Genomic DNA, 26,439 nt, shown 5'->3' with positions numbered 1-26,439 from the left:
AGGCTTAGTCGACCTGCGTTGCGCCGCCATTAACGGAAGACAGATAGTTCAGCAGGGCGATATCGTTGTCGACGCCCAGCTTAGTCATCGCTGACTTCTTCTGGCTACTGATCGTTTTGATACTGCGGTTGAGTTTTTTGGCGATTTCGGTGACCAAAAAACCTTCGGCAAACAGGCGCAGCACTTCACTTTCTTTCGGTGACAGGCGTTTGTCACCGTAGCCGCTGGCGCTGATTTTCTCCAACACTTTGGATACGCTGTCCGGCGTGAACTTCTTCCCTTTTTGCAGGGCAGCCAGCGCTTTGGGTAAATCGGTCGGCGCGCCCTGTTTCAGAACGATACCTTCGATATCCAAATCCAGCACCGCGCTCAGAATCGCCGGATTATTATTCATGGTGAGAACAATAATAGAGAGATGAGGAAAATGGCGCTTAATGTATTTAATGAGGGTGATGCCATCGCCGTATTTATCGCCAGGCATGGATAAATCGGTAATTAAAACGTTAGCGTCCAGCTTAGGCAGGTTGTTGATCAGCGCTGTTGAGTCTTCAAATTCGCCAACCACATTGACCCATTCAATCTGCTCAAGCGATTTTTTGATGCCAAAAAGGACAATAGGATGGTCGTCGGCAATAATTACGTTTAAGTTACTCATCGTTTTGGTTACTCATCTTGTTGGCTACCTTGCTGCCCTTTAGGTTCTTCTGGGGATAGTAATGCACTGACAAACCTCTCAATTTCATGAAGGTTAGCCTCGATCTGTTCACTATCATGCGCGGTAATATGCTGTTCAAGCTGTTCACACAACAGTTTGCCAGGATGCAGATTTAGCATGGCAAACACGCCTTTCAGCCGGTGTGCCGTCTGCGAAAGTGACGGGAAATCGCCTGCTTCCGCTTCAGTATACAGCCTCTTTAAATCATCCGGTACTGTCTCCACGAACAGCGAATAATAGTCGCTTGATGCTAGTTGCGCGGCGTAAAATTCGACATCATCCTGTTCCCCTTCCTGTAGCGCATCGGGTGATGTTTCCAGTTGTAGCTCAATCAGCTTAAGTAATGCCTCCAGCAGGAGGTGGCTGATATTATAATTCACCCGCAAACGGCGCGGGCCCAAAGGCGTTAATGTGTCATCGTCGTGACTCAACAGCAGCGTATAATCTGCTTTGTTTTCCGGGTCGTCAGTAATACAGATATCGGCTTCCTGATTAATCTGGCGTTCATCGTTGACCAGATAATTCGCCCCCCAACCCGTCAGCATATTGCCGACAATATGCTGTACTTCATCAGACGTCACATCCAGCAGAATGGTAATACCATCCAGCAGTTTTTCTTCCTCAACGGGAAGCGCTTCTGGCTCCAGTTTTAGCGTCAGAATATAGTGTGTACCTAACCCGGACTTACTGTTGATGGTTAACGCACCGCCCAGTTTATTACAGAGTTGATTACACAAAAATAAGGTCAATCCTGAATTTTGCCCGAAACGATCGGAAGTGGCGGTGTGCAGGAAAGGATGGCGGATATTTTCCTGTTCTTTGCCTGAAACATGGGTTCCTGTATCGCTGACCTGAATAATCAGCGTATCCGACTCATTATTTTTTCTGTCAACGGACACCGTAATTTTGCCGTAATCCGTATTGGTCACCGAATAATTCAGCAGCAGCGCCAGCGTCTTTTTCAGCAACCCGGCATCACCCACGTAAGTTTGATTACTATCCAGATTGTAGTGATGGAACAGGGCCAGACCTTTTTGCTTCAACCGCGGTAGTAGCTCAAGCAGAACATTGTCCATCAGCGCCAGCGGCGAAAAGCTGTCGTTGACCACGGCCCATTCCTGCGCTTCCAGCTTTTCGTGCAGGGCGATATTTTCCAGTAGCTCGATAGCGCAACGGGTATCCGCCGTGAGCTGTTCCAATGTTGGTGTCTGTACCGTATCGCCGTGGCGCAGCGCATGAATATGCTGTTGCAGTGAAATCAGCGGCTGTTTGAATTCGCTGAGCAAGTTTTGGAATAAACGTTTTCTGGCGTGAATATTCTTTTCATATTCACGTTGGGCGAGCAGCAGCTTCCGCTGTACCAGAATCTCTTTATCCTGTTCACGCAGCAGGAAGAGGCAATAATCAGGTGAATATTGGCTACGAATTTGGCGGATTTCATACATTTCATTATTGATCGTGACCTGAATGATGCCCTGATGCTCGTCCGCCATATTGGTGATTTTTTGCAGGCTCAGGTGCGGAAGTAAATGCTCCGCACGCTCATTTTGTATGATGATTTTATTGCTGCTGAAGTCATAAACCAGCACGCCCATCGGGATTCTGCTCGTGGTTTCACGGTAAATATCCAGTTTCTTTTCCAACTGATGGGATAAATCCTCTACGGGGTGTGCATACTTCCGACGGAAAAGATAAAAGCCCGCAATGGATAAACTCAGCAGGACCAAATTCAGCAGTAGAAGCCAGACGTTATTACGCAATGAATCAATAATCAGGGTTTTTACGGGCACCTGAAAAACAATTTTTAGCGGCGCATTAACGAGCGTGGCGGAGATTTCAATATTGGATCCGTGAAGCTGCACGTCGGCCGAGCCTTCACCATTATTGTTGCTGTCCATATTGCTGGCCGCCGGCGTATCCGGCTTCAGCATAAGATGCTCACGCGTAATGGTATCCGGGATTAAATCGTTAATCGGCAGATCGAAAGCAAGAATTGTCGCCAGATGGCCCGGCTGATTGAATGTGGTGCGCAGCGTAAAATAGTAATCGTTATAGAAGCGTAATTTACGCAGCGGGGAAAAACTTTCACGCTCGTCTAACACATTCGCCTGTTGCAGCATTTCCGTTCGGCGAGCCTCGGCGATGACCGTAATATAATTGCCACGGAACTGCGAAGAGATATCTTTCAGCGTCTGCGTGGAAATCATCGTCAGGCTGTTGTCGATACCATTCAGGTAATACATGGAATAGACGCTGTTTTCCGCACCCCAGAGAATATCAAGGTAACGGGATATCCGACGAACCGACGTCAGCGTGCCTTTATCGTGTTGTCCGAAAATCAGCGCGTCCGTTTTCTGACCGTTTTTTTCTACGTAGAAAACATTCGGCATTAAACTAATGGCGGTGATGTTGGCGTCGTTAGTGGGTGGTTCGCTGTTCAGGCTGCCGTATATTTGATAGGTGAAAAAACGATAGGTATCGACACGTTTTTGTATGCCCTGAGCAATAGTTGTCAGAGCATGTTTTTTGTCCGCCAGCAAATCGTTGATGTAGCTGTAGCCGAAGGTTCCGGTAATCAGGATCGATAACACCGTAAGGAGAGAAAAATAACGCAGGATCATAGCTGGCATCAATTAACGCTCCTGATTAGCGGATGACGGCACGCGCACTGGCGCTGACGGCCAGCAACAGCAAGGCGACAAACCCAAATGCGGTAGCCAAATTGCTGAACTGTGCAATAAAGCCGAGAATGGTCGGGCCGATCAGAATGCCTGCATAGCCCACGGTGGTAATCGAGGCGATAGCCAGATTAGGCGGCATGATCTTTTGATTTCCCGCTGCGCTGAAAAGAATTGGCACCACATTGGATGCGCCGATGCCGACCATCACGAAACCAAGAATAGCGGTGATCGCATTATCAATACTAATCGTTAATATCAGACCGAGTGAGGCACAGAGGCTGCCGCCGGTAAGAATCGCGTAGCGCCCGAGCGCATTAACGATGCGATCGCCGTTCAGTCTACCCAGCGTCATGGCGACGGAAAATGCGGCATAGCCCATGCCCGCCTGCGCGCCGGTCAGGTTGCGTTCAACCGTTAAAAAGAGGGCGCTCCAGTCCAGTATGGAACCTTCGGCCAGGAACATGATGAAGCACAGCGAGCCAATGAACATCACCCAACCGCGCGGGATGACAAACAGCGGGCCACCGTCATCCTGATTTGTGGTGCGCAGCAGGTGCTTGTGCGCTGTTGCCATAAATATCAGCATCAACGCAACCATCGCCAGGATCGCCATCAGCGGGGACAGGCCAAGCCACAGCAGGGCGCTGACGCCGCCTGCGCCGACAATCCCCCCGACGCTAAAGAAACCATGAAAACCGGACATCATCGCCCGACCGCTGGCGCGTTCTACGATGACGGCCTGAATATTCATCGAGACATCGATCATACCGATAGATGCACCGAAAAAGAGCAGCGTTATCGCCATCAGGGGCAACGTGCCAGCCTGCGTCAACGCGGGTAATACCAGACAAAGCAGCGCGCTTGCCAGCAAAATCACGCTACGGCAGCCTAGCTTGCTGGTGAGGAAACCAGTGAGCGGCATCGCCAGCAGCGAGCCAATACCGAGAGAAAGTAGCAACATCCCCAGAGAGGCATCACTGATAGCCAGCCGCGTTTTGACAAAGGGAACCAGCGGTGCCCAGGAAGCCATGGCGAAACCCGCAACAAAGAAAACGATGCGTGTCGCTGCCTGTGCCTTTTTGCCTGGCAGATTCTGGTTGATGCATAACGGGTTGGAATTCAGCGTTGTACTCATCCTGATGAGGCTATCCGGTCGATGTAACAAGGGCCTATTTTTACCATAACTCGCGGCCTGAATGGAAAGAATCCTGGTGCGTGGTTCGAGGGGGAGGGGGAAAGCGCTTCCTGATGCAGTATCGCGGGCAAAAAAATGCCGATTAGATAATCGGCAAAAGAATAGGTCAATTGAAGCAATAATGATGATGGAATGGGATTTTAAAGTGATGCACACGCGCCGTTTTGCCGTTTGATGCGATTTCAGCCTGTACCGCCGTTATGGTCTTGCGTAACCTCTCACCCACGACGTGTTTTTTTCCCGTATAATCCCCTACTTTGTGTTAGGTCTCCGGAGTGACGGTGAAACAACTTTCCGACTTGCTGCGGCATTTGCAGCAGGATTTGCGCGAGCCACAGCCTGAACGCGCAGGTTTCAGACAAATAACGCGTTCATTAACCCTCAGCGGTGCGTCTGAGCTATTGCCGTGGCTGGCGACTCAGCCGGTGTACCCGCAGTTCTATTGGCAGCACCGTCAGGATCGTGAAGAAGCCGCCGTTTGCGGCAACGTGTGCGGGTTTCGTCATCTTCAGGATGCAGAAGCATTTCTTGCTCAGCAGCAGTGCGATCCCAACGTCCGTATCTGGGGGCTGAATGCGTTTAACCAGATAAAAGAAAGCGGCACGTCTTCACCTGGCTACCTGTTTTTGCCCCGAGCAGAATTGCGGCGTCAGGATGATACGCTCAGCCTGAGCATTAATCTGTTCAGCGACACTTCATTGCAGCAGGATGCCGCCGAAGCCTCGGCGTTTCTTAATCTGCTTCTGCCGTCTGCGTCGTCTCCGCCTTTGCATGCGGAAGTACAGTCCGTCGGGCATCAGCCGGAGCGTCAGGGATGGATTGATTTGCTCCAGCGGGCGCTGCACGATATTAACGCGGGACTGATGGAAAAGGTCGTTCTGGCGCGGACAACGACGCTAACGCTGACGCAGCCGCTACAGGCAACCACCTTTATGGCCGCCAGCCGGGCGGCAAATCACCACTGCTTCCATTTCATGCTGGCGCACGACGCGCGTCATGCGTTTCTCGGCTCCAGCCCGGAACGGCTTTATCGCCGTCGGGGGAGCGAACTGGAAACGGAAGCGCTGGCGGGAACGGTGGCAAGCGATCGTGATGCGCACAAAGCCGCTGAACTGGGCGACTGGCTGATGAATGACACCAAAAATCAGTGCGAGAACATGCTGGTGGTGGATGATATTTGCCAGCGGCTACAGCAGTCGGCGCTGTCGCTGGACGTGATGCCGCCGGAAATTGTGCGCCTGCGTAAAGTGCAGCATCTGCGCCGTACCATTCATGCCACATTGCGAACCGCGTCTGATAGCGCGTGCCTGAATGCATTACAGCCCACGGCGGCGGTCGCGGGTTTGCCGAGGCAAGAGGCGCGCCGTTTTATTGCCGAACATGAACCATTTGAACGCGGCTGGTATGCAGGGTCGGCGGGTTACCTTTCTCGTCAGCAGTCTGAATTCAGCGTGGCGCTACGTTCGGCCGAAGTGCGGGATCATATTTTGACGCTCTATGCCGGTGCCGGAATTGTGGCCGGTTCTGATCCAGAACAAGAATGGCAGGAGTTGGAAAACAAAGCCGCAGGGCTGAGATCCCTGTTAGACGGTGATATGTCATAGTTTTGTTTTATGGTTGTTGTGTCAGGTAATGGTTTATATCAAAGTCAGCGTGATAAAAAAAAATATAATAGTGCCGATCTTGATGTTTGCTGAAGGGCAACCAGGCCGCCAACAGTTTGATCATTCGTATTTTGTCTATATCCATCATTTTCTGTGAGCATACCGCCAGTACACAGGAAGATGGCGGGAATAACCTGCAACCTGAGTTGTTGAGTACATCATGTCAACAAGTGTATTTAATCGCCGCTGGGCTACATTACTGCTGGAATCGCTGACCCGCCACGGTGTCCGGCATGTCTGCATCGCGCCTGGTTCTCGCTCCACGCCGCTGACCTTGTCTGCGGCGGACAATCACGCGCTGATTTGCCACACGCATTTTGATGAGCGAGGACTCGGACATCTGGCTCTGGGGTTGGCAAAAGCCTCGCGTGAACCAGTTGCGATTATCGTGACGTCAGGTACGGCTGCCGCGAACCTTTATCCGGCCATCATTGAAGCTGGGCTGACCGGCGAACGGTTGGTCGTTCTGACGGCTGACCGCCCGCCGGAGCTGATTGACTGCGGGGCGAATCAGGCGATTCGTCAACATGCATTGTATGCTTCACACCCCACGCTGGCGCTGGATTTGCCGCGTCCCACGCCCGACATTCCGGCTAGCTGGCTGGTTTCTTCTGTGGATAGCGCTATGGCGCGACTGGCGCACGGCGCGCTGCACATTAACTGCCCCTTTGCTGAACCGCTGTACGGTGCCGATGACGGCACGGCGTATCAGGATTGGCTGATGACGCTGGGCGACTGGTGGAGCAGCCGTGAGCCCTGGCTGCGTGAAATGCGCCAGAGTGCGCTGGCGGTGCAGCCGGACTGGCCGCAGTGGCGGCAGAAGCGGGGCGTCGTTCTCGCCGGTCGCGTGAGTCCCGAACAGGGAGCGCGCCTTGCCGCGTGGGCGAACGAATTGGGCTGGCCGCTGATTGGTGATGTTCTGTCGCAAAGCGGGCAGCCGTTACCCTGCGCGGATATCTGGCTGGCACATCCTGACGCGGCGGATCGCTTACGGCAGGCGGAGATTGTCTTGCAGTTCGGCGGTAGCCTGACGGGTAAACGTCTGCTGCAATGGCAGGAACAGTGCCAGCCGCAAGAATTTTGGTTAATTGACGATCTACCGGGACGGCTGGATCCGGCCCACCATCGCGGACGCCGACTGGTCGCCGATGTGGGCGAATGGCTTTCTGCGCACCCAGCGCATAAGCAGGTGCCGTGGGCGGATATGTTGGTGGATATTGCCGATAAAACGCAGCGGCAGATTGATACCCACTTGGCTTCCCGTTTTGGGGAAGCACAACTGGCTCAGCGCATCCCGGCGCTGTTGCCGCCGGACGGACAGCTGTTTGTCGGCAACAGCCTTGTGGTGAGGCTGATCGACGCGCTGGCGCAACTCCCACAGGGGTATCCGGTGTACGGTAATCGTGGTGCCAGCGGTATTGATGGCCTGATCTCCACGCTGGCAGGCGTGCAGCGTGCCACGGCAAAACCGACGCTGGGCATCGTCGGCGATCTTTCCGCGTTATACGATTTGAATGCGCTGGCGCTGCTGCGTCAGGCTCCCGCACCGCTGGTGTTGATCGTGGTGAACAATAACGGCGGCCAGATATTTTCCCTGCTGCCGACGCCAGTTGCACAGCGTGAAGCGTTTTACTGCATGCCGCAAAATGTGGAATTCGGCCACGCCGCCGCGATGTTTGGCCTCAATTACGTGCGTGCCGAGAGCTGGGAACAGCTGGCGAATACGGTGACGGATTGCTGGGCACAGGGGGGCGTTACGCTGCTGGAAGTGGTGGTTGAACCGAAGGACGGCGCAGCAACGCTTAACGAACTGGTCGCGCAGGTGGCGACATGGGCGCGCTAGATTCTCAGAGGCTGGCTTTTCAGAGACCGCGTTTTCAAGAGCTAAGCTGCCAGAAGGTGACGCATAGTGCGGTGGCTTCTGGGCAGCCGTGGCTGGTGTGCCTGCATGGTTTATTAGGCAGCGGCGAGGACTGGCTGCCGGTCCTGCCATTTTGTCGTGACTGGCCCGTGCTGCTGGTGGATTTACCCGGGCACGGCGCGTCACGAACGATTGCCACTGCCGATTTTGCCGATGTGAGTCGCCAGCTAAGCGCCACGCTGCTGGCGCAGGGCATTACGCGCTATTGGCTGCTGGGCTATTCGCTCGGTGGGCGTATCGCGATGTATCACGCCTGCCACGGGCAGCATGACGGTATGCTCGGGCTATTGGTCGAAGGGGGACACCCCGGTCTGGCGACGCCTGAGTTGCGTACGGAGCGTATTCATCATGATGCACGCTGGGCGCAGCGCTTTCGCCAGGAACCTCTGCCAGGGGTCTTGCAGGACTGGTATCAGCAGGCGGTGTTTGCTGATGTGGATTCAGTACAGCGTGAACAACTGATTACGCGCCGCAGCGCGAATCACGGCGCATCCGTTGCGGCAATGCTGGAAGCCACCTCGCTGGGGCGTCAGCCTTTTTTGGCTGAACGCCTCCAACACCTGTCGATGCCTTTTGTTTATTTATGCGGTGCCAGCGATGTGAAATTTCAAACGCTGGCGGCGCACTACGGCCTGCCGTTACTGAGCGTCGCGCAGGCGGGCCATAATGCTCATCAGGCGAATCCAACGGCGTATGCCGAGCGGGTTCGCGATTTTCTTTTTGCATCCCGTTAAGGATTGATAACTATGCTTTATCCGAGTGAAGAACTGCTTTACGCACCGATTGAATGGCACGATTGCAGCGGCGATTTCGCCGATATCCTCTACCACAAATCCATCGATGGTATTGCCAAAATCACCATTAACCGTCCTCAGGTACGCAATGCGTTTCGTCCGCAAACGGTAAAAGAGATGATTCAGGCGCTCGACAATGCGCGTCACGATGACGGGATTGGCACGATCATCCTGACCGGTGCGGGTGATAAAGCATTCTGCTCCGGCGGCGATCAGAAAGTACGTGGCGACTACGGCGGCTATCAGGACGACAGCGGTGTACATCACCTGAATGTGTTGGATTTTCAGCGCCAGATCCGTACCTGTCCGAAGCCGGTTGTCGCGATGGTTGCGGGCTATTCCATCGGCGGTGGACACGTTCTGCACATGATGTGCGACCTGACCATTGCGGCAGAGAACGCCATTTTCGGTCAAACCGGCCCGCGCGTCGGTTCCTTTGACGGCGGCTGGGGCGCGTCTTACATGGCACGCATCGTGGGTCAGAAAAAAGCGCGTGAAATCTGGTTCCTGTGCCGCCAGTACGATGCGGCGCAAGCGCTGGATATGGGACTGGTGAACACCGTGGTTCCGCTGGCCGAGCTGGAAAAAGAGACCGTGCGCTGGTGCCGTGAAATGCTGCAAAACAGCCCGATGGCGCTGCGTTGCCTGAAAGCGGCACTGAACGCGGACTGCGACGGTCAGGCTGGCTTGCAGGAACTGGCGGGTAACGCCACCATGCTGTTCTACATGACGGACGAAGGGCAGGAAGGCCGTAACGCGTTCAACGAAAAACGTCAGCCTGACTTCAGCAAATTCAAACGGAATCCGTAATGCGTCGGGTCACTCTCTATCGTTACAGCGTGCCGATGGAAGCCGGGGTGGTACTGCGTAATCAGCGCCTGAAAACCCGCGATGGTCTTATCGTTCGTCTGCAAGACGGCGAGCGATTGGGCTGGGGCGAGATTGCACCGCTGCCGGAATTTAGCGTGGAAACGCTGACAGAGGCGGAATCAGCCGCGCTTGAACAACTGCAATCGTGGGTGGCAGGGCAGGCATTTTCTGACGATCTTCCACCATCTGTTGCCTTTGGCTTGAGCTGTGCACAGGCTGAACTGGATCAGCATCTGCCGCAGGCAGCGGACTATCGCAAAGCGCCATTGTGCAGCGGCGATCCCGATGAGCTGTTCGAGATGCTACAGACGATGCCGGGCGAGAAAGTGGCCAAGATCAAAGTCGGTCTGTACGAAGCGGTGCGTGACGGCATGATCGTGAACGTGCTGCTGGAAGCCTTGCCGGATCTGAAACTCCGTCTGGATGCCAACCGCAGTTGGACGCGCGCCAAAGCGGACGGTTTTGCCCGCTATGTCGCGCCGTCATTGCGTTCACGCATTGCCTTCCTCGAAGAACCTTGCAAAACCCGTGAAGAATCTCGCGAATTTGCACGGGAAACGGGTATCAGTATTGCCTGGGATGAGAGCGTGCGCGAGGCGGATTTTCGGGTGGAAGCCGAGCCGGGCGTGAGTGCGATTGTCATTAAGCCGACGCTGGTCGGCAGCCTCGCACGCTGCCAGCAACTGGTGCAGGACACGCATCAGGCTGGGTTAACGGCGGTGATCAGTTCCAGTATTGAATCGAGTTTGGGCTTAACGCAGTTGGCGCGTCTGGCACACTGGCTGACGCCGGACACGATCCCTGGGCTGGATACGTTGGATCTGATGCAGGCGCAGGTGATTCAACGCTGGCCGGAGAGCACGTTGCCGCTGCTGGCTGCCGAGCAACTGGACGTGGTATGGCAATCCTGACTGACTGGCCGTGGCGACACTGGGCTAGCCAGGCGCCCCAGTCTGTTTCGTTGAATAAGTCTGTCTCGTTGCATGAGCCTGTCGCATTGATTGAAGATGAAACCCGCTGGAGCTGGCAGGCGCTTGCCCAGCGGGTGGATCATCTGGCGCACCATTTCACACAGCAGGGCGTGACGGCCGACAGTACGGTCGCGCTGCGTGGTAAGAATAGCGTCCAGATGTTGTTCAGCTATCTGGCGCTATTACAGTGCGGTGCACGCGTGCTGCCGCTGAATCCACAGCTGCCCGATGTGTTAACCGAGGCGCTGTTGCCCGCGCTAAATGTCGCGTATGGCCTGTGCCTGAATGATAAGCCCTGGCCGAATGCCGTGCGCACGCTTTCTTTGTCATCGGGTGATACTGAAGAACGTCACTGCACCGAACGATTGCGCTGGCAGGCCGACCGGCTGGCGACGCTGACGCTGACGTCCGGCTCCAGCGGGATGCCGAAAGCGGTGGCGCACACGTTCGCGGCTCATCTTTCCAGCGCGGAAGGCGTGGTGCAGATGATGGCGTTTTCCTCCCGCGACAGCTGGCTGCTGTCACTTCCGCTCTTTCATGTGTCCGGGCAGGGGATTGTTTGGCGCTGGCTCGCCACGGGGGCCACAATAGTGGTTCGTGCGCATCAGCCTCTGGACAGTGCGCTGCGCGATTGCACCCACGCTTCTCTGGTACCAACGCAGCTGTGGCGATTGCTGTCGGAGGAGAGCTTCCCTACGGCACTGAAAGCCGTATTGCTCGGCGGTGCGATGATTCCGCAGACGCTGACGCAACAGGCGGAAGCCCGAGGCGTAAGCTGCTGGTGCGGCTATGGCCTGACAGAACTGGCTTCGACAGCCTGCGCAAAACGCGCCGATGGGCGTTCGGGGGTTGGCATGCCGTTGCTTGGACGGGAGATCCGGCTGGTCGAGGATGAAATTCTGCTGCGCGGCAGCACGCTAGCTGCTGGCTATTGGCGTGACGGGAAACTGATTCCACTGGTCGATGAGGATGGCTGGTTTCACACGCGGGATCGCGGGCGCTTTGCCGAGGGCGAGTGGCACATTTTAGGGCGTCTGGATAATCAATTTTTCAGCGGCGGAGAAGGGATCCAGCCGGAGAATATCGAAGCCGTGCTGTTGACACATCCCGATGTTCAACAGGCCTGTATTGTGCCCGTTGAAGACGCAGAGTTTGGTCACCGTCCTGTTGCGGTGCTGGAAGTGGCACAAACTACGACGCTTGATGCGGTACGTGATTGGCTACAGCCGCAGCTTGCCGGATTTCAGCGTCCGGTTGCGTATTATGCGCTGCCTGTTGAACTGAAAAATGGTGGGATTAAGCTTTCTCGCCAGCAGGTAAAAAGCTGGGTTAATGCAACGCACCACGAGCCCAACAGGTAGCATGACTCGGCCGTAGGCTAGCTGTCCGGTGCGTTGGTGCTGGGGTTCGCCGCCGGTTTTTTATGCGTTGTCTGATGATTGGCGCTGGTTTCACGATCAAACAGCGCCAGCTTTTCCAGAAACCACATGTCCTGAAACCGCATCGGGGTGTTCCTGTCGGCATGCACCGTATGCGGGGTATCCATCGCCGTGGCATGCTTTCCTGTGGCTAATTTTCCTTCTCTCATCATCGTTTCCTTCTGCCTGTTTTGTCGTCATCCATGATGAGTACTATTGTTCACTTTGTCTTTTTTGAGCAAATAGGCGGCGCTTATTGTTGCTATTGTCAGCAGCGCTGAATGAAAACTTTCATGATTATTAAAAGAATAAATCACTGCTCAAGGCAATTTCATGCTGGAGTGAGGGGGCGTTTCGGGTAGAATCGGCAACGATAACATCTTTACACGCGCGTTTAACGACGGTTTTTAAGGATATTGAAAATGAAAAAGTTTGTGATTGCCTGTGCGGGAAGCCTGTTACTTGCAACGGCGTCTGTACATGCCATTAGCCTTTCCGGGGAAGCAGGTCGCGATTATGCTGGCGCCAATGCGGGCTTCGGTTTGGGCATTCCTGGGCTTGCGGGCAATGTGAGCTATGCCCACGGCGACAACAACAATGACGTATATGGCTTCGGCCTGGGGTACACCATCCCTGTCGGCCCACTCAAGCTGACTCTGGGCGGTAAAGCGCTGTACCTGAATCAGGATCACGGCAATGATGGCTATGGTGTTGCTCTGGGCGGTGGCGTGCAGTGGCCGCTGAGCCGTCAGTTCTCGCTGTATGGCGAAGGTTACTATTCACCGGATGCTTTCTCCAGCCATGTCGATCACTATGTTGAAGGGAAAGCAGGCGTACGCTGGCAGGTCTTTGCACCGCTGAGCGTTGATGTCGGCTACCGCTACATCAATATGGCGCGTGAAAGCGGTCCGGATAACAGACTGGCTGATTCAGCCTATGTCGGCGTTGGTCTGAACTTCTAATATACCCGTCATACTTCAAGCCGCAGGTGTGTTGGCTTTTGGCCATGTAACGTATCGCGGCTGGAAAGAAAAAGAGCGTGAATGTTGAATTCACGCTCTTTTTTTATGACCAACATCCTTGTCCGTCACCCTTAGGGTCGTTGCTACGCAACGTTGAAAAATGCTTCCAGCGTTTTTTATATCTTGGATTAACCGCTGAGAAGGTCAACTAATCGACGGTAGCCAGCCGGCGACCATCGCCAGTTGGATCAGGATGATGCCTACGCCGCTAGCGAAGACCAGTGCCAGAACCGGTGCGCCACCGCGCGTTGCGCGTATTTCAGGACGCTGTTTGCGCACCTGCCAGCTCAGCAGGACGGGAATAAGCAGCGCCAGCACGGCCAGTGCGATCGCCGCATAGCCCAACGCCATCACGAACCCTTGCGGATAAAAGAGGGCAAACACCAGCGGTGGGATAAAGGTCAGCAAACCCGTTTGCGCGCGCCCCGTGACGCTATTTTTACGCTTAAACAGATCGGCTAAATAATCGAACAGCCCAAGCGCCACGCCGAGGAAAGAGGTCGCCAGCGCCAGATCAGCAAACAGGTGGACGGCCAGTTCAACGTGCGGTGAAGCCACCAGCGTGCGAATAGCCTGCATCAGTCCATTCAACCCTGCCTGATCGGCCAAAATAGCGTTGAATGTTGAAGAACTTAGGCTGCCTAGCATCGCAAGTTGCCAGAAAATATAGGCAATCAGCGGTATCACGCTACCGATAAGAAATATCCGGCGCAGTTTACGGCTGTCGCCGCCCATGTAGTGCACAATACTGGGGATACTGCCGTGAAAGCCGAATGAGGTCAGGATAACGGGTAATGCCGAGAGCGTCAGACCCTGTTGCAGCGGGAGCGTTAAGAGATTAACGCGCTGAATATGTGGCACCATGACGGCCAGCATAATGACGAGCATGAGCACTTTGCCACTAAACAGGATGCGGTTAAACAAATCGACGGAGGATGTCCCGATACAAACGACGCCGCCGGCAACCAGCGTGAAGAGTAGAATACCGGCGGACAGCGGAAGTGAGTAGCCACTCCATTGGCTGATGCTGGTCGCGAGCAGTTCGCCCGCGCCGCTGATATAGGCTGCCGTGAGTGCGTACATCAGAAATAGCATACTGAAACCCGTAATCCACTGTCCCCAGCGGCCGAGGTAGATTTTTGCCAGCGTGCCCAGCCCGGTGTGCGATGGCTGATGTTGATACACTTCAACCAGCAGCAGGGCGCTGTAACACATCAGTGCCCACAGACTGATTAATATCATCAATGTCGTGCCAAATCCGACGCCAGCCGTTGCTAACGGCATCGCCAACATTCCTGCTCCAATTGTGGTACCAGCAACGATAAAAATACTGCCAAGAGTACGATTTTTCACCTATTCCTCTATATATAGCGTGGCTATCCAGATATTTTTGGCAGCAGGGTAGAGTATTCAGTGATTTCTGTCAAAACGCCGTTACGAGGGGTGTAATTTTATATTTACACTGGATTGCGGCTCATCGGCAGCCTGTGGTCCCAGCCTGCTTGAAAGAAACATTGTGTTTGTTCATCCGACTTTTTAAAGTGGTTTCAGGATCGTCACGAGGAATAAAAAAATGCTTAGGGTCGAGATGTTATGTACCGGCGATGAAGTGCTGCATGGTCAAATTATTGATACCAATGCGGCCTGGTTGGCGGATTATTTGTTTCAACAGGGATTACCAATGACCAGCCGGATGACGGTGGGGGACGATCTCGATGCGCTGGTGACGGCAATAACGCAGCGTAGCCAGATCGCCGATATACTGATTGTGAACGGTGGTTTAGGGCCGACCAGCGACGATCTCAGCGCGCTGGCGGCGGCCACCGCAGCAGGTGAAGGGCTGGTTGAGCATGCAGAGTGGCTGGCGCGAATGGAGACGTTTTTTGCCGAGCGTGGCAGAGTGATGGCGCCGAGTAACCGTAAACAGGCACAAATCCCCGCCAGCGCGGAAATGGTAGATAACCCGGTTGGCACCGCCTGTGGTTTCGCGCTGCACTTGAACAAGTGCCTGATGTTTTTTACGCCGGGTGTCCCGTCTGAGTTTAAGGTCATGGTCGATCAGCAAATTATGCCGCGCTTGCGCGAGCGTTTTGCTGTTGCCGATGCCCCGCTGTGCCTGCGCCTGACCACCTTTGGTCGTTCTGAAAGCGATCTGGCAAGCCAGCTTGATGGCATGGCGTTACCGTCGGGTGTGGTGCTGGGCTACCGATCTTCTATGCCGATTATCGAGCTGAAGCTGACAGGGCCAGCCGCTCAGCAGGAAAAGATGGTGAAGCTGTGGGAAACGGTGCGCGCCGTAGCCGGGGAAAATACCCTCTTTGAAGGAACAGAAGGGCTGCCAGCACAGCTGGCACGGCGTCTGGCTGAGCGTAATATGACGCTGGCAGTGAGTGAACACTTCACGGCAGGATTGCTCAACTGGCAGCTTCAGTCGGCGAATACGCCGCTAGTGGGCGGGGAACTGCTGGCACGCGTTGAGGACACCAGCCTGTCCGGGCTAGCGGACTATGCTCGCCATCTGGCGGAGCGTCAGGGCGCGTCATTAGCGCTGGTCGTGGGAAGTCGGAACGATGCCGAGCTGTCATTAGCGCTGCATACGCCGGAAGGATCTTTCGCCCAAACGATACAGTTCAACGTACAGCGCTACAGCCTGAAAACGCATCAAGAGGTTGTTGCTATGCTGGCGATGAACATGCTGCGCCGCTGGCTAAACGGCTGGTCAGTGTACGGCGGGCACGGCTGGATCACGGTGTTGAAGACGCTGTAGTCAGCGGGGAATTACCGAGGATCTTATCCTTAACCAGCCTCTTAGCCACATTTCTATTCGGCTTTCGGGGTTAGTTTCGTGCGCGATGATATCGCCATTTTCATGCTACCTCGTAGCACGCGCCCGACAAGGGACGGCTCAAACGCCGCTCGCCCCTTGACCCCAGGCTTTTTGGCGTGAATTGCGCCGCTGTGCGGTGTCTTCGGAGATCGTTCCCGCTTTCGAGCCGCCAGTGACGCGTTCCTGACGCGGCACTGGCTTTCGCGGCGTCCATGCCGCTCACTCGGCGGTAACGCTCACCTCAGCGCAATTTTTACGCCGGGTAAACCTGCCCGAAACCATCACATGAATCTAGCATAAGCCTATAAGCCGATAGCTAATGCTTACCAGCAAATAAAAAGGCCAGAATCAACGTTCTGGCCTTTTTCACAAGAGAATTAATACAGTAACGAATAAAGCTGCCGACGGTAGCGGGCGGCGAGGGCGTCGCTGGTGCCGAGGGCGGCCATGATGTCCATCAGCGTTTTACGCGCGTTGCCGTTAGCAACAGCCAGATCTTTCTTCAGGAATCCCATCAGCAGTTCAAGTGCTTCTTCATTACGACCGACCTGATGCAGTTGCAGCGCCAGCTGTACCGCCAGTTCCGCATTTTGCGGGTCGGCATCCAACTGCTGCTGGAGATGCTGAATTTCCGGCGTATCTGCTGCCTGTTTTAGCAATTCAATCTGCGCAACGAGGCTGTGATAGCGGGTATCTTGATCTTGCAAAGGAATGGTGGCCAGTACAGCTTCGGCCTCTTCGCTACGTTTAATCTGAATCTGCACTTCCGCCAGCATCAGACCGATATCGCTGCGCTGCTGGCTGAGTTGCCAGGCGTCTTTCAGCAATTGCATGGCTTCTGGCAGTTTGTCTTCCTGAATCAGCTGCTGTGCCTGCGCGACTTTGAGCTCTTCTTCTTTCGGCAATGCGCGTTTCAGCAATTCACGAATGGCTTCTTCCGGCTGTGGCCCCTGAAAACCGTCCAGCGGCTGGCCATCTTTAAACAGATAAACGGTTGGGATTGAGCGCAGGCCAAACTGAGCGGCGACACGCTGTTCGGCATCACAATCCACCTTCGCCAGAACAAACTGCCCTGCGTATTCCTGCGCCAGCTTGTCCAGCACCGGTTCCAGTTCCAGACAGTGCTGGCTACGTGCCGACCAGAAGTAAAACAGGACTGGCAGGGTCATGGAGTGTTCCAACACCTGATGCAGGTTGGATTCGTTGACGTCAACGATAGTCGCTTGTTGTTCTAACATGAGTAGTCTCTCTTACTTCCTGAATGCGTTTGACCCTTAGATGGGGCCTGTCGGTGTCACTTGCAAGCCTCGTACAGAGGCAAGTGCGCAATACCTCACCTTCTGAGGTTTATCCTCGTAATACCTTATCCAGCAGACATCCCGGTAGCAGGCGGCGCAGCCAGGTTAAGGCGTGAGCCACCAGCGTGACGGGATAGCGTAATTTAGGCCGCGCGCTTTCCAGCGCATGATGGAGCTTCGGCAATATCGCTTCCGGCGGCAGCGTGAAGCGCTTAGCGATGCCGGGGTTGGTCACCGGCTTGTCTGTCTGCGTCTGTGCGACGTTGCTGGTAAAGCGTGTACTGATCGGGCCGGGCTCGATCAGGCTGACGTGCAGGCCGCTGCCGTGTAACTCCATACGCAACGCATCTGACCATGCTTCCAGCGCATATTTGCTAGCGGCATACGCGCCGCGCCCCGGTGTTGATACCAGCCCCAACACCGAACTGGTCTGGATAATACGGCCTTCACCGTGCGGCAGCATGGCGGGCAGCAGTAATTGCGTGAGCTGATGCGTACCGAACAGGTTGCTGGAAAACTGCTGTTCGAGCTGCTGGCGCGAAATGGTATTAAGCGGACCATACAGGCCGTATCCGGCGTTATTAAATAACCCGTACAGGCGGTTATCGGTCAGTCTGATCACCTCTGCGGCGGCTTGTTCCACGCTGGTGCTGTCATCCAGATCGAGCGTAATCGCTTCCAGACCCAGCGTGGTCAGACGTGCGACATCCTCTGCGCGACGGCAGGCTGCAATCACGCGATAGCCGCGCTTTTGCAGATCTTGAGCGGCAATCAGGCCAATACCGCTGGAGCAACCCGTAATGAAGACCGTTTTTTGCATAACTTTACCTAATTCAAAAGCCTATTTATTAAGACTCATGGTTAACTAAGGGGTCCAGCTGCTTCGCCATCCATTCTGCGATAAACGGTTGGGCATCCCGGGTTGGATGGATGCCATCTTCCATCATCCACTCCGGTTTAAGATACACCTGCTCCATAAAGAAAGGCAGCAGCGGAAGTGCAAACTGCTCCGCCAATTTGGGGTAAATATTGCTGAATGACTCGGTGTAACGACGGCCATAGTTGGCCGGCAAACGGATCTGCATGATCAGCGGCTGAGCGTTAGCCTGTTTGACCAGCGTGATGATTTTTGCCAGATCCTGCTCGATATTAGGGGCCGGAAATCCCCGCAACCCGTCATTGCCGCCCAGTTCAATCAACACCCAACTCGGCTGATGCCGTTTCAATAGGGCAGGAAGACGCGCCAGCCCTTGTGCGGTGGTGTCACCGCTAATACTGGCGTTAACCACAGCGATGCCTTTTTTCTGCGTTTGCCACTGTGTGTTCAACAGCGTTGGCCACGCGTTAGCGGCCGGCATCTGGTAGCCCGCACTGAGGCTATCGCCCAGAATTAATAATGTGTCAGCGGCGAAAGCGCGTACGCTGCATAATCCCAGAAGCAAAAGGACGAAAACATGTTTGCGAAGACCAGCCCAGCGAGTGCTACGCCAAGCAAAACTGCGCACGTAGAAAACATTCTTGAAGTTCATCATCTTAGTAAGCACGTTGGTCAGGGAGAAAATCGGCTTTCCATCCTTACCGGAGTTGAGCTTATTGTCAAACCTGCGCAGACAATTGCCCTGATTGGGGAATCCGGTTCGGGGAAATCGACCTTGCTGGGAATTTTGGCCGGACTGGATGATGGCACGGAAGGCGAGGTGAGCCTGATGGGCAAATCGCTAAACGCGCTGGATGAGGAAGGCCGTGCAGCGCTGCGCGCTCAGTATGTCGGTTTTGTTTTTCAGTCTTTCATGTTGGTGCCGACGCTGAATGCATTGGAGAACGTGCAATTACCCGCGTTGCTGCGCGGTGAAAGCGATAGCCACAGCCGTGGGCAGGCTGAGCAGCTGTTACAACAGCTCGGGTTGGGTGAGCGCTTACATCACCTTCCTGCTCAGCTTTCCGGCGGTGAACAGCAGCGTGTGGCGCTGGCGCGTGCGTTCAGCGGACGCCCCAATGTTTTGTTTGCCGATGAGCCTACCGGGAATCTGGATCGTAAAACCGGGGAACGCATCGTTGATCTGCTGTTTTCCCTCAACCGCGATTATGCCACCACGTTGATTCTGGTCACGCACGACGAACAACTGGCGGCGCGCTGTGAACGACGCCTGCGCTTAGTCGACGGCAAGCTGCGGGAGGACGCATGATCTGGCGGTGGTTCTGGCGCGAATGGCGCTCTCCTTCCTTACTGATTGTCTGGCTGGCATTAACGCTGGCTGTCGCCTGTGTGCTGGCGCTGGGCACGATCAGCGATCGCATGGAAAAAGGGCTCAGTCAGCAGAGCCGTGATTTTCTGGCTGGCGACCGCGTGCTGCGTGCTTCACGGCCTGTCGCGGAAGCCTGGCTTCAGGACGCGCAGCAGCGCGGGCTGACGCTCAGTCGACAGATTTCTTTCATGACCATGACGTTCGCAGGCGATACTCCACAACTGGCACAGGTTAAAGCCACTGACCAGCGCTATCCGCTGTACGGCAATTTGCAGACGCGTCCTGAAGGGCTGCATGCGGAAGCGGGAACGGTGCTGGTCGCGCCACGCCTGCTGGCGCTACTTGGGCTGAAAGTCGGCGATATGCTGGACGTCGGCGATACTTCGCTGCGCATCAGCGGCGAGCTGATTCAGGAGCCGGATGCCGGCTTCAATCCGTTTGAGACCGCGCCGCGTATTCTGATGAATCTGGACGATGTCGAGAAAACCGGTGCGATTCAGCCGGGGGGACGCATTACCTGGCGCTACATGTTTTCCGGCAATGAGAAGCAAATTAGTGAATTCAGTAACTTCATCAAACCACAGCTCAAGCCCGATCAACGCTGGTATGGCATGGAGGATTCTGAAGGCGCGCTGAGCCAGTCGTTAAAGCGGTCGCAGCAGTTCCTGTTGCTGTCGGCGCTGCTGACGCTGCTGTTGTCTATTGCCGCGGTGGCGGTGGCGATGGGGCACTACTGCCGCAGCCGCTATGATTTGGTCGCTATCCTGAAAACGCTGGGGGCAGGTAAACAAGCGCTGAGACGCTTAATCATCGGGCAGTGGCTTTCTGTGCTCGGGCTGGCGGCGGTGTGCGGCAGCGTGCTCGGTCTGGGGTTTGAGGCGCTGTTGATGAAAATGCTGGCACCGGTACTGCCCGCCACACTGCCAGCCTCTGGACTGTGGCCGTGGGTATGGGCGCTGGGATCGCTGGTTCTGATCTCGCTGCTGGTTGGGCTGCGCCCGTATCGACTGCTGCTGGCGACACAGCCGCTGCGTGTGTTACGTCAGGATGTGGTGGCGAACGTATGGCCGCTGCGCTACTACCTGCCGATTGTCCTGCTTATTGTCGTCGGCCTGCTGGCCGTGTTGTCCGGTGGTGGCGTGCTGCTATGGTCGCTGCTCGGCGGTATGGCGGTGTTGTCGCTGTTGTTGGGCGTTATCGGCTGGGGCGGGTTGCTGTTATTACGACGTTTGACGGTTAAACGGCTGGCATTGCGTCTGGCCATTAATCGTCTGCTGCGCCAGCCGTGGTCGACGCTCAGCCAACTGGCCGCCTTTTCGCTGTCCTTTATGCTCTTGGCACTGCTGCTGGTGATGCGCGGTGACTTGCTGGAGCGCTGGCAGCAGCAATTGCCGCCGGGCAGCCCAAACTATTTCCTGCTGAATATCACGAAGGAACAGGTGCCACAGGTGGAGGATTTCCTCTCTCAGCATGACGTGACGCCGGAACAATTCTTCCCGATTATTCGCGCGCGGCTGACGGAGATTAATCAGCAGGTCGCGACGGAAGTGATCCACGAGGACGATCCGGGCGGCAACACGGTGAACCGTGAGCTGAACCTGACCTGGATGAACGGAATCCCGCAGCATAACGTACTGGTGGAAGGCGACGCGCCGAAGGCGGGTGAAGTCTCGATGGAAGCGAAAGAAGCCAAAGAGATGGGGATCAAGATTGGCGATACGTTGACCTTTACTGGTGATACGCAGCCGTTTAGCGCCACGGTGACCAGCTTCCGTCAGGTGGATTGGGAAAGCCTGCGTCCGAACTTCTTCTTCATTTTCCCCGTGGGGGCGTTAGATAACCAGCCGCAGTCCTGGCTGACCAGCTTCCGCTACGATGGTGATGAGAAGATGATTACGCAGTTGAATCGCCAGTTCCCGACGGTGAGCGTGCTGGATATCGGCAGTATTCTGCGTCAGGTGGGGCTGGTTTTGCAGCAGGTAAGCCGGGCGCTGGAGATTATGGTCATTCTGGTACTGTTCTGCGGCGTGCTGCTGTTGTTGGCACAGATTCAGGTTGGGATGCGCCAGCGACGTCAGGAATTGATGGTGTATCGAACGCTGGGGGCTGGGCTACGCCTGCTGCGCACCACGCTGTGGTGTGAATTCGCGGTGTTGGGGCTGGTGGCAGGAACGGCGGCGGCGATTGGCGCAGAATCGGCCCTGTGGCTGTTGCAGCGTAAAGTCTTTAACTTTGCCTGGGAACCGAATGTCACGATGTGGATAACGCTCCCGTTAATCGCTGCGTGCCTGCTCTCACTCTGCGGCGGCTGGCTGGGGCTACGACTCTTACGTGGTAAAGCCCTGTTCCGGCAGTTCGCGGGTTAATATTGCGTATAAGAATACGCCATTTTCTCTGAGACGAATTGCTATGCAAACACAGAGAAAGTTTCGTGCGCAGTACCGCCGCCACGTTTATGCAAAACCTTACTAAGCGCCCGACGCAGGGCGCTCAAGCGCCGCAGCCCTGCGAACCCTGGCTTCTGGCTAAATTATGCCGCTACGCGGTTCCATCGGTGTTCATGACCGCTAACCGAGCCGCCAGTGACGCGTTCCCGACGCGGCACTGGCTTTCGCGACGTCCTGTCGCTCACTCGGCGGTCAAGCTCACCGCTGCATAATTTTTGATGCCGGATAACAGAGAAAATCTATCTTTTTACCTTACTGACTGATAGAACTTCCCGGTGCTTCGCCGCCGGTTCCCGTCACGGTTTTGTGTTTCGCCAGATATTGATGCTGGAAAATACACATGCGGATCGTGTTGCGATATTCACCGTTGATGAAGAACTCATGGATCAGTTCGCCTTCGACCTCAAACCCTAATTTGCTGTAGATGTGGATCGCTTTCTTATTTTCCTTATCCACAATCAAATACAGCTTGTAGAGGTTCAATACCGAGAAGCCGTAATCCATGGCCAGTTTGGCCGCCGTGCTGGCGTAGCCGCGGCCTTGATAGGCCGGATCGATGATGATCTGAAATTCCGCGCGACGGTGGATATGGTTAATTTCCACCAGCTCAACCAGACCAACTTTGGTCTGCTCGTGTTCAATAATGAAGCGCCGCTCGCTCTGGTCATGAATATGCTTGTCGTACAGATCGCTGAGTTCGACAAAGGCCTCGTAAGGCTCTTCAAACCAATAACGCATCACACTGGCATTGTTATCTAACTGATGAACAAAAGTGAGATCGTCCCGCTCCAGCGGTCGTAGCCGAACGGAATTGCTCGTACCGGACATAGTGAATCCTTAATTGATAAAAGGGACGTGAACCGAGGTTTCCAGAGTCACGTTGGCATGGGTATGCCAACGCTAGTATAGCGGCGGATAGGCTGGCGCTGAACGCATAATGTGGAATGAAACATCGCAAGATACCCCGCATCGCTGAGATGCGGGGCAAAGCGGATTAGAAATCGACGCTGGCGCGCAGCACCACCTGACGCGGCTCGCCGATGGCGACGCGCAGATTGTCGTTACCGCTGGAGGGGTAATAGGTCTGGTCGAACAGGTTTTTCACATTGAGCTGCCATTTCACTTTGTAGCCGTTGAGCGGCAGGCTATAGACAATAAACGCATCGGCGACAGTGTAGGCATCCAGATAGAAGTTGTTATCGTCTTTTCCTGCACGACGGCTGACGTAGCGCGCACCCGCACCCGCACGCAGATCGTCACCGGCTGCCAGGCCAATATTGCCGAAGTCCTGCGTTAGGAATAGCGAGGCGGTATGGCGAGCGGAATTTGGCATACGTTTGCCATTATTTTTTGGATCGGCGGTGACGCGAGCATCGGTATAGGCATAAGAACCGATTAGACTCAGTGAGTCCGTTAGTTTTCCTGCGAGATCAAGTTCAGCCCCTTGTGAACGGACTTGACCTACAACACGGCCAAAATTTTCGTTCCCTATTCTTTCTGTCACCATGACGTTGCGTTTCTCAATATCGAAGAGAGCCAGATTACCGCTGATACGGTTGTCCAAATCCCATTTTGCTCCGATTTCATAAGAACGCCCTAACTCTGGCGGCAGAGAGGTGGCCTGTGTCGCAATAGAAGAGTTAGGTTTGAATGATTCACTATAGCTGGCATAAAGCGAAGAATAGGATGTCAGATTATAGATGACACCCGCTCGTGGGACGACGCGACTGTAGGTGCTATCTGTCCGCGTGACGAACGGGCGACCTTTACCTGACATCACATCAAAGGTGTCATACCGCAAACCGCCCAGCAACTGCCAACGCTCGTTAAGGCGGATAGCGTCCTGCATAAAGAAAGCTTTGCTGTCGATATTCTCGCGCTGGTCGCTGTCTTTCGCGCTAACGACGGTAGAGGCGGAAAGCTGGCCGTATACTGGGTTATAGATGTTGAATCCACCTGCTTTGCTTCCCCGAATCATGTCTCCTCTAAATGTCCTGTCTGCCTCGTAATCAAAGCCAAACAGTAACTGGTGATTGATTCTACCCCAGTCAACGTCGCCATTCAGAGTGAGTTGGACAATCTGCGCCTGACTGTGTGCGTATCCCGTAGCGTCTGGCTGACGGTAAAGCATTCCAGAGTCTGAGTTAAAACAGACGGTGTCATTTTGGCATACGGCCCGCGCCTGATTGTCGCTGTAGCGGTTGCGGTTATACGAATAGGTCAGGCTGCTTTTCCAGCGGTCATTCAGATTGCGGTCAACCTGCATGGTGACGCTGTCCTGATCGCCGCGTGTCGCATTGTAGCTTTCATCAAAACGGCGATCGCGCGGCGTATTAACCGGCTTGCCCGTCTTCGGATCGATAAGGGTGCCGCGATCGAAAGGCGTCAGGTATTCCATGTGTTCGTAGGCTACGCGCACCGTGGTGTCTTCGCCGTACCACATAAGGGATGGTGCCACCGTCGTCTGACGGTTACGCCCGAAGTTGCGCCAATAGTCAGTTTCATCATGATCGACCACCATGCGGTAAGCCAGACCAGATGTACCTAACGGGCCGGTGACATCCAACTGTCCGCCGCCGCCCTTGAAGCTACTTCCCCAGCCTTCAATGTGCGTTTTCTGTACCAGTTCAGGCTTTTTGCTGATGATATTGATCACGCCGCCGGGTTCGCCCATGCCGTAGAGCATGGAGGCCGGGCCTTTCAGCACTTCGACGCGCTGGCTGCTGGGCGTAAAGTTGCGTGCCTGAATGGAGCGTACGCCATCGCGGAAAATCGAACCGTCGCGGTTATCGCCGAAGCCGCGTTTGATGATGGCATCTTGTGTGCCGCCCAGCGTATTCGACTGCGTGATACCGCTGACGTTATACAGCGCTTCATCGATGTTGCGTACTGCGCGATCGTCGAGTACCTGAGTCGGAACGACGTTGACGGCCTGTGGCACATCCAGCAGGCGGCTTTCGGTACGGGTGCCGGTCACGGTTTTATGCGGCTGATAACCCGTCTCTTTTCCTGTCTGCTCGCCAGGTGTCGCGCTCACCACCATGGTGTCTTCTTTGCCATCAACGATGGCGGCCTGAATACTAAACGGCAACAGCGCCAGCAGCGGCCAGCTGTGGCGGAACGGGGGCTTTCTTATTGCAAACTTATTCATGCGAAATCTGACTCCAATAAATCCCTGAAAATTCAATAGGTAAAAACTGTTGGTAGAGTTGTTGTAGTGTTTGTTGCGGATCGATATCGGCAAACCGATCCGGGTAAAGCGCCTTGGCAAACATTTCGACCATCACGACGTGGTACGGGCTGAGGTAGAAGTTGTGCCACATGCTCCAGGCCCGGCCTGTTTTCACGGCTTGCAGGTGAGACAAAATAGGTTCCTGACGGATAAGCGTGTCGAAGCTCTCTTTCGCCTGCGCGTCGTTAACCAGCGGTCCGAGCATCAGACTGGAGAAACGTTTACCTTCCGGCCCAGCCATGCCGGTGGCGATGTAGACATCAGGATTGGCAGCCAGCACGCGCTCTGGGCTCAATTCCCCGTAGACGCTGTTGATGGTGCCGTTGGCAATATTCTCGCCGCCGGCGAAAGTCAGCAGGTCGCCAAGGCTGCCGCCGACCGCCGTGGTGCAGCAGGTATCGCGTCTGCCCAGATGCAAATGCAGCATGACCGTCGGTTTTTTTCCGTGGTATTGCGCGAGACGCTGGCGAACCACGTCCATATGCTGCTGATAGAAATTGCTGAAGGCAGCAGCACGCTGGGACTGATTGAGCACCTCGCCGAGCAGGCGAATACTGGGCAACGTGTTGTTGAGCAGGTCGATACGCAGGTCGACATAAATAAACGGGATCCCGGCACGAGTCAGCGTTTGTTGCAGCAAATCTTCATTGGCCGCGTTTTTTGCCAACCGGGGAAGAATGACCAGATCGGGTTTTAGCGGCAGCAGCATCTCCGCGTTCATTGCTTGCAGGCTGCCGTTACCTAACTGGGGGATCTGGCTCAGCTGTGGGAATTTTTCGATATAGCGTGACCAGCTCTGCGCATCGTAGCGCGCCATATCTCCTGGCCAGCCGACAACATGCTTTGCCGGGTTATCAGGCTGAAGCAGCGCCAGCGTATACAGCATGCGGCTCTCACCCAGAATGATGCGTTGGGGGTTGTCTGGTATTTCCACCTGTCGGCCCAACATATCGGTGACCGTTTTGGCTTGTAGGAATGGGCTGAGGAAAAGCAGGCAAAGCAGTAAGGCAGTACGCATGATGGAATTCACAGAATGTAGGATGGGGAAAGATAATCATTGTCATTTTCGTTTTCAACCGATGAAAAGTGGGTGCAATTTCGGTTGATAGAAATGTTCTTTTTTATCTGAGCCTTAGTG

The 26,439-nt window shown here is 54.9% G+C and carries 20 protein-coding genes and 1 pseudogene; 10 read left to right on the top strand and 11 right to left on the bottom strand.

Annotated elements, in window-relative coordinates; genetic code table 11:
• Positions 1 to 4 precede the first annotated feature (4 nt).
• Genes rcsB through WCT94_RS08240 form a run of 3 tightly spaced genes read right to left on the bottom strand, consistent with a single transcriptional unit; the run spans position 5 to position 4,531 of the window.
• Positions 5 to 655: a response regulator transcription factor RcsB gene (gene rcsB / locus WCT94_RS08250; protein WP_015839395.1), complete on the bottom strand. Its 651-nt coding sequence runs from the start codon at positions 653 to 655 to the stop codon at positions 5 to 7.
• A gap of 8 nt (positions 656 to 663) precedes the next feature.
• Positions 664 to 3,345, bottom strand: coding sequence for a phosphotransferase RcsD (gene rcsD, locus WCT94_RS08245; RefSeq protein WP_336869036.1), 2,682 nt, complete (start codon positions 3,343 to 3,345; stop codon positions 664 to 666).
• A 16-nt stretch (positions 3,346 to 3,361) separates the two neighbouring features.
• The gene (locus WCT94_RS08240) at positions 3,362 to 4,531 is read right to left on the bottom strand and encodes an MFS transporter (protein WP_336869035.1); all 1,170 of its coding nucleotides are present in this window, start codon (positions 4,529 to 4,531) and stop codon (positions 3,362 to 3,364) included.
• A 335-nt stretch (positions 4,532 to 4,866) separates the two neighbouring features.
• Between WCT94_RS08240 and menF the strand changes: the two genes are divergently transcribed.
• The 6 genes and pseudogenes from menF (at position 4,867) to menE (ending at position 12,172) form a co-directional block, all read left to right on the top strand.
• Positions 4,867 to 6,195 carry an isochorismate synthase MenF gene (gene menF, locus WCT94_RS08235; protein WP_336869034.1) on the top strand — a complete coding sequence of 443 codons (1,329 nt, stop codon included), beginning with the start codon at positions 4,867 to 4,869 and terminating at the stop codon, positions 6,193 to 6,195.
• A 220-nt stretch (positions 6,196 to 6,415) separates the two neighbouring features.
• Positions 6,416 to 8,098, top strand: a complete 1,683-nt coding sequence (gene menD / locus WCT94_RS08230; protein ID WP_336869033.1) for a 2-succinyl-5-enolpyruvyl-6-hydroxy-3-cyclohexene-1-carboxylic-acid synthase — start codon at positions 6,416 to 6,418, stop codon at positions 8,096 to 8,098.
• 56 nt (positions 8,099 to 8,154) lie between these two features.
• Positions 8,155 to 8,917 (top strand): annotated as a pseudogene (menH, locus tag WCT94_RS08225) (2-succinyl-6-hydroxy-2,4-cyclohexadiene-1-carboxylate synthase).
• A 5-nt stretch (positions 8,918 to 8,922) separates the two neighbouring features.
• The gene (gene menB, locus WCT94_RS08220; protein ID WP_319846983.1) at positions 8,923 to 9,780 is read left to right on the top strand and encodes a 1,4-dihydroxy-2-naphthoyl-CoA synthase; all 858 of its coding nucleotides are present in this window, start codon (positions 8,923 to 8,925) and stop codon (positions 9,778 to 9,780) included.
• Positions 9,780 to 10,751 (top strand): o-succinylbenzoate synthase, encoded by a 972-nt coding sequence (gene menC, locus WCT94_RS08215; RefSeq protein ID WP_336869032.1) that lies wholly within the window; start codon positions 9,780 to 9,782, stop codon positions 10,749 to 10,751. The genes menB and menC overlap by 1 nt, the downstream gene beginning before the upstream one ends.
• Positions 10,739 to 12,172, top strand: a complete 1,434-nt coding sequence (gene menE, locus WCT94_RS08210) for an o-succinylbenzoate--CoA ligase (protein WP_336869031.1) — start codon at positions 10,739 to 10,741, stop codon at positions 12,170 to 12,172. Before menC ends, menE begins: the two co-directional genes overlap by 13 nt.
• A gap of 17 nt (positions 12,173 to 12,189) precedes the next feature.
• On the opposite strand, the gene WCT94_RS08205 is transcribed toward menE, so the two are convergent.
• Positions 12,190 to 12,402, bottom strand: a complete 213-nt coding sequence (locus tag WCT94_RS08205; protein WP_336869030.1) for a catalase — start codon at positions 12,400 to 12,402, stop codon at positions 12,190 to 12,192.
• Positions 12,403 to 12,651: 249 nt separating this feature from the next.
• Between WCT94_RS08205 and WCT94_RS08200 the strand changes: the two genes are divergently transcribed.
• Positions 12,652 to 13,191: a YfaZ family outer membrane protein gene (locus WCT94_RS08200; protein ID WP_319846987.1), complete on the top strand. Its 540-nt coding sequence runs from the start codon at positions 12,652 to 12,654 to the stop codon at positions 13,189 to 13,191.
• Between the two features lie 204 nt (positions 13,192 to 13,395).
• Here WCT94_RS08200 and tyrP read toward each other — a convergent pair whose 3' ends face one another.
• Entirely contained in the window at positions 13,396 to 14,604 is a 1,209-nt protein-coding gene (tyrP, locus tag WCT94_RS08195; protein WP_336869029.1) for a tyrosine transporter TyrP, read from the bottom strand.
• A 220-nt stretch (positions 14,605 to 14,824) separates the two neighbouring features.
• On the opposite strand from tyrP, the gene WCT94_RS08190 reads away from it, so the two are divergent.
• Positions 14,825 to 16,018, top strand: a complete 1,194-nt coding sequence (locus tag WCT94_RS08190) for a nicotinamide mononucleotide deamidase-related protein YfaY (protein WP_336869028.1) — start codon at positions 14,825 to 14,827, stop codon at positions 16,016 to 16,018.
• A gap of 437 nt (positions 16,019 to 16,455) precedes the next feature.
• On the opposite strand, the gene WCT94_RS08185 is transcribed toward WCT94_RS08190, so the two are convergent.
• The 3 genes from WCT94_RS08185 to tesA all read right to left on the bottom strand — a co-directional run bounded on the left by WCT94_RS08185 (position 16,456) and on the right by tesA (position 18,908).
• Entirely contained in the window at positions 16,456 to 17,316 is an 861-nt protein-coding gene (locus tag WCT94_RS08185) for a co-chaperone YbbN (protein ID WP_180742306.1), read from the bottom strand.
• Between the two features lie 109 nt (positions 17,317 to 17,425).
• Positions 17,426 to 18,196, bottom strand: coding sequence for an SDR family oxidoreductase (locus WCT94_RS08180; protein WP_336869027.1), 771 nt, complete (start codon positions 18,194 to 18,196; stop codon positions 17,426 to 17,428).
• Positions 18,197 to 18,224: 28 nt separating this feature from the next.
• A complete protein-coding gene (tesA, locus tag WCT94_RS08175; RefSeq protein WP_442955484.1) occupies positions 18,225 to 18,908 on the bottom strand; it encodes a multifunctional acyl-CoA thioesterase I/protease I/lysophospholipase L1 in 684 nt (227 codons plus the stop codon).
• Here tesA and ybbA point away from each other — a divergent pair.
• Together ybbA and ybbP are read left to right on the top strand one after the other, a co-directional pair.
• On the top strand, positions 18,831 to 19,562 hold the full coding sequence (ybbA, locus tag WCT94_RS08170) for a putative ABC transporter ATP-binding protein YbbA (RefSeq protein ID WP_336869025.1): 732 nt from the start codon (positions 18,831 to 18,833) through the stop codon (positions 19,560 to 19,562). The two genes, tesA and ybbA, sit on opposite strands and share 78 nt — an antisense overlap.
• The gene (gene ybbP, locus WCT94_RS08165) at positions 19,559 to 21,988 is read left to right on the top strand and encodes a putative ABC transporter permease subunit YbbP (protein ID WP_336869024.1); all 2,430 of its coding nucleotides are present in this window, start codon (positions 19,559 to 19,561) and stop codon (positions 21,986 to 21,988) included. The genes ybbA and ybbP overlap by 4 nt, the downstream gene beginning before the upstream one ends.
• A gap of 333 nt (positions 21,989 to 22,321) precedes the next feature.
• Here the strand turns inward: ybbP and speG are convergent, their stop codons facing one another.
• From speG to WCT94_RS08150, 3 genes are all read right to left on the bottom strand, one after another.
• Complete coding sequence (speG, locus tag WCT94_RS08160; RefSeq protein WP_180778323.1) at positions 22,322 to 22,897, bottom strand: spermidine N1-acetyltransferase; 576 nt, start codon at positions 22,895 to 22,897, stop codon at positions 22,322 to 22,324.
• A gap of 166 nt (positions 22,898 to 23,063) precedes the next feature.
• Entirely contained in the window at positions 23,064 to 25,220 is a 2,157-nt protein-coding gene (locus WCT94_RS08155) for a TonB-dependent siderophore receptor (protein ID WP_336869021.1), read from the bottom strand.
• Positions 25,213 to 26,319 (bottom strand): ABC transporter substrate-binding protein, encoded by a 1,107-nt coding sequence (locus WCT94_RS08150; RefSeq protein WP_336869019.1) that lies wholly within the window; start codon positions 26,317 to 26,319, stop codon positions 25,213 to 25,215. Before WCT94_RS08150 ends, WCT94_RS08155 begins: the two co-directional genes overlap by 8 nt.
• Positions 26,320 to 26,439: the final 120 nt, after the last annotated feature.

The organism is Pectobacterium sp. 1950-15 (assembly GCF_037136835.1).
Taxonomy (GTDB): Bacteria; Pseudomonadota; Gammaproteobacteria; order Enterobacterales; family Enterobacteriaceae; genus Pectobacterium.
This window is presented reverse-complemented; position numbering and strand designations above follow the sequence as displayed.

Bases quoted from the DNA above. Each gene is read 5' to 3' on its own strand.
- rcsB (WP_015839395.1), bottom strand. From the start codon at position 655: ATGAGTAACTTAAACGTAATTATTGCCGACGACCATCCTATTGTCCTT.
- rcsD (WP_336869036.1), bottom strand. From the start codon at position 3,345: ATGCCAGCTATGATCCTGCGTTATTTTTCTCTCCTTACGGTGTTATCG.
- WCT94_RS08240 (WP_336869035.1), bottom strand. From the start codon at position 4,531: ATGAGTACAACGCTGAATTCCAACCCGTTATGCATCAACCAGAATCTG.
- menD (WP_336869033.1), top strand. From the start codon at position 6,416: ATGTCAACAAGTGTATTTAATCGCCGCTGGGCTACATTACTGCTGGAA.
- menB (WP_319846983.1), top strand. From the start codon at position 8,923: ATGCTTTATCCGAGTGAAGAACTGCTTTACGCACCGATTGAATGGCAC.
- menC (WP_336869032.1), top strand. From the start codon at position 9,780: ATGCGTCGGGTCACTCTCTATCGTTACAGCGTGCCGATGGAAGCCGGG.
- menE (WP_336869031.1), top strand. From the start codon at position 10,739: ATGGCAATCCTGACTGACTGGCCGTGGCGACACTGGGCTAGCCAGGCG.
- WCT94_RS08205 (WP_336869030.1), bottom strand. From the start codon at position 12,402: ATGATGAGAGAAGGAAAATTAGCCACAGGAAAGCATGCCACGGCGATG.
- WCT94_RS08200 (WP_319846987.1), top strand. From the start codon at position 12,652: ATGAAAAAGTTTGTGATTGCCTGTGCGGGAAGCCTGTTACTTGCAACG.
- WCT94_RS08190 (WP_336869028.1), top strand. From the start codon at position 14,825: ATGCTTAGGGTCGAGATGTTATGTACCGGCGATGAAGTGCTGCATGGT.
- WCT94_RS08185 (WP_180742306.1), bottom strand. From the start codon at position 17,316: ATGTTAGAACAACAAGCGACTATCGTTGACGTCAACGAATCCAACCTG.
- WCT94_RS08180 (WP_336869027.1), bottom strand. From the start codon at position 18,196: ATGCAAAAAACGGTCTTCATTACGGGTTGCTCCAGCGGTATTGGCCTG.
- ybbA (WP_336869025.1), top strand. From the start codon at position 18,831: ATGTTTGCGAAGACCAGCCCAGCGAGTGCTACGCCAAGCAAAACTGCG.
- tesA (WP_442955484.1), bottom strand. From the start codon at position 18,908: ATGATGAACTTCAAGAATGTTTTCTACGTGCGCAGTTTTGCTTGGCGT.
- ybbP (WP_336869024.1), top strand. From the start codon at position 19,559: ATGATCTGGCGGTGGTTCTGGCGCGAATGGCGCTCTCCTTCCTTACTG.
- speG (WP_180778323.1), bottom strand. From the start codon at position 22,897: ATGTCCGGTACGAGCAATTCCGTTCGGCTACGACCGCTGGAGCGGGAC.
- WCT94_RS08155 (WP_336869021.1), bottom strand. From the start codon at position 25,220: ATGAATAAGTTTGCAATAAGAAAGCCCCCGTTCCGCCACAGCTGGCCG.
- WCT94_RS08150 (WP_336869019.1), bottom strand. From the start codon at position 26,319: ATGCGTACTGCCTTACTGCTTTGCCTGCTTTTCCTCAGCCCATTCCTA.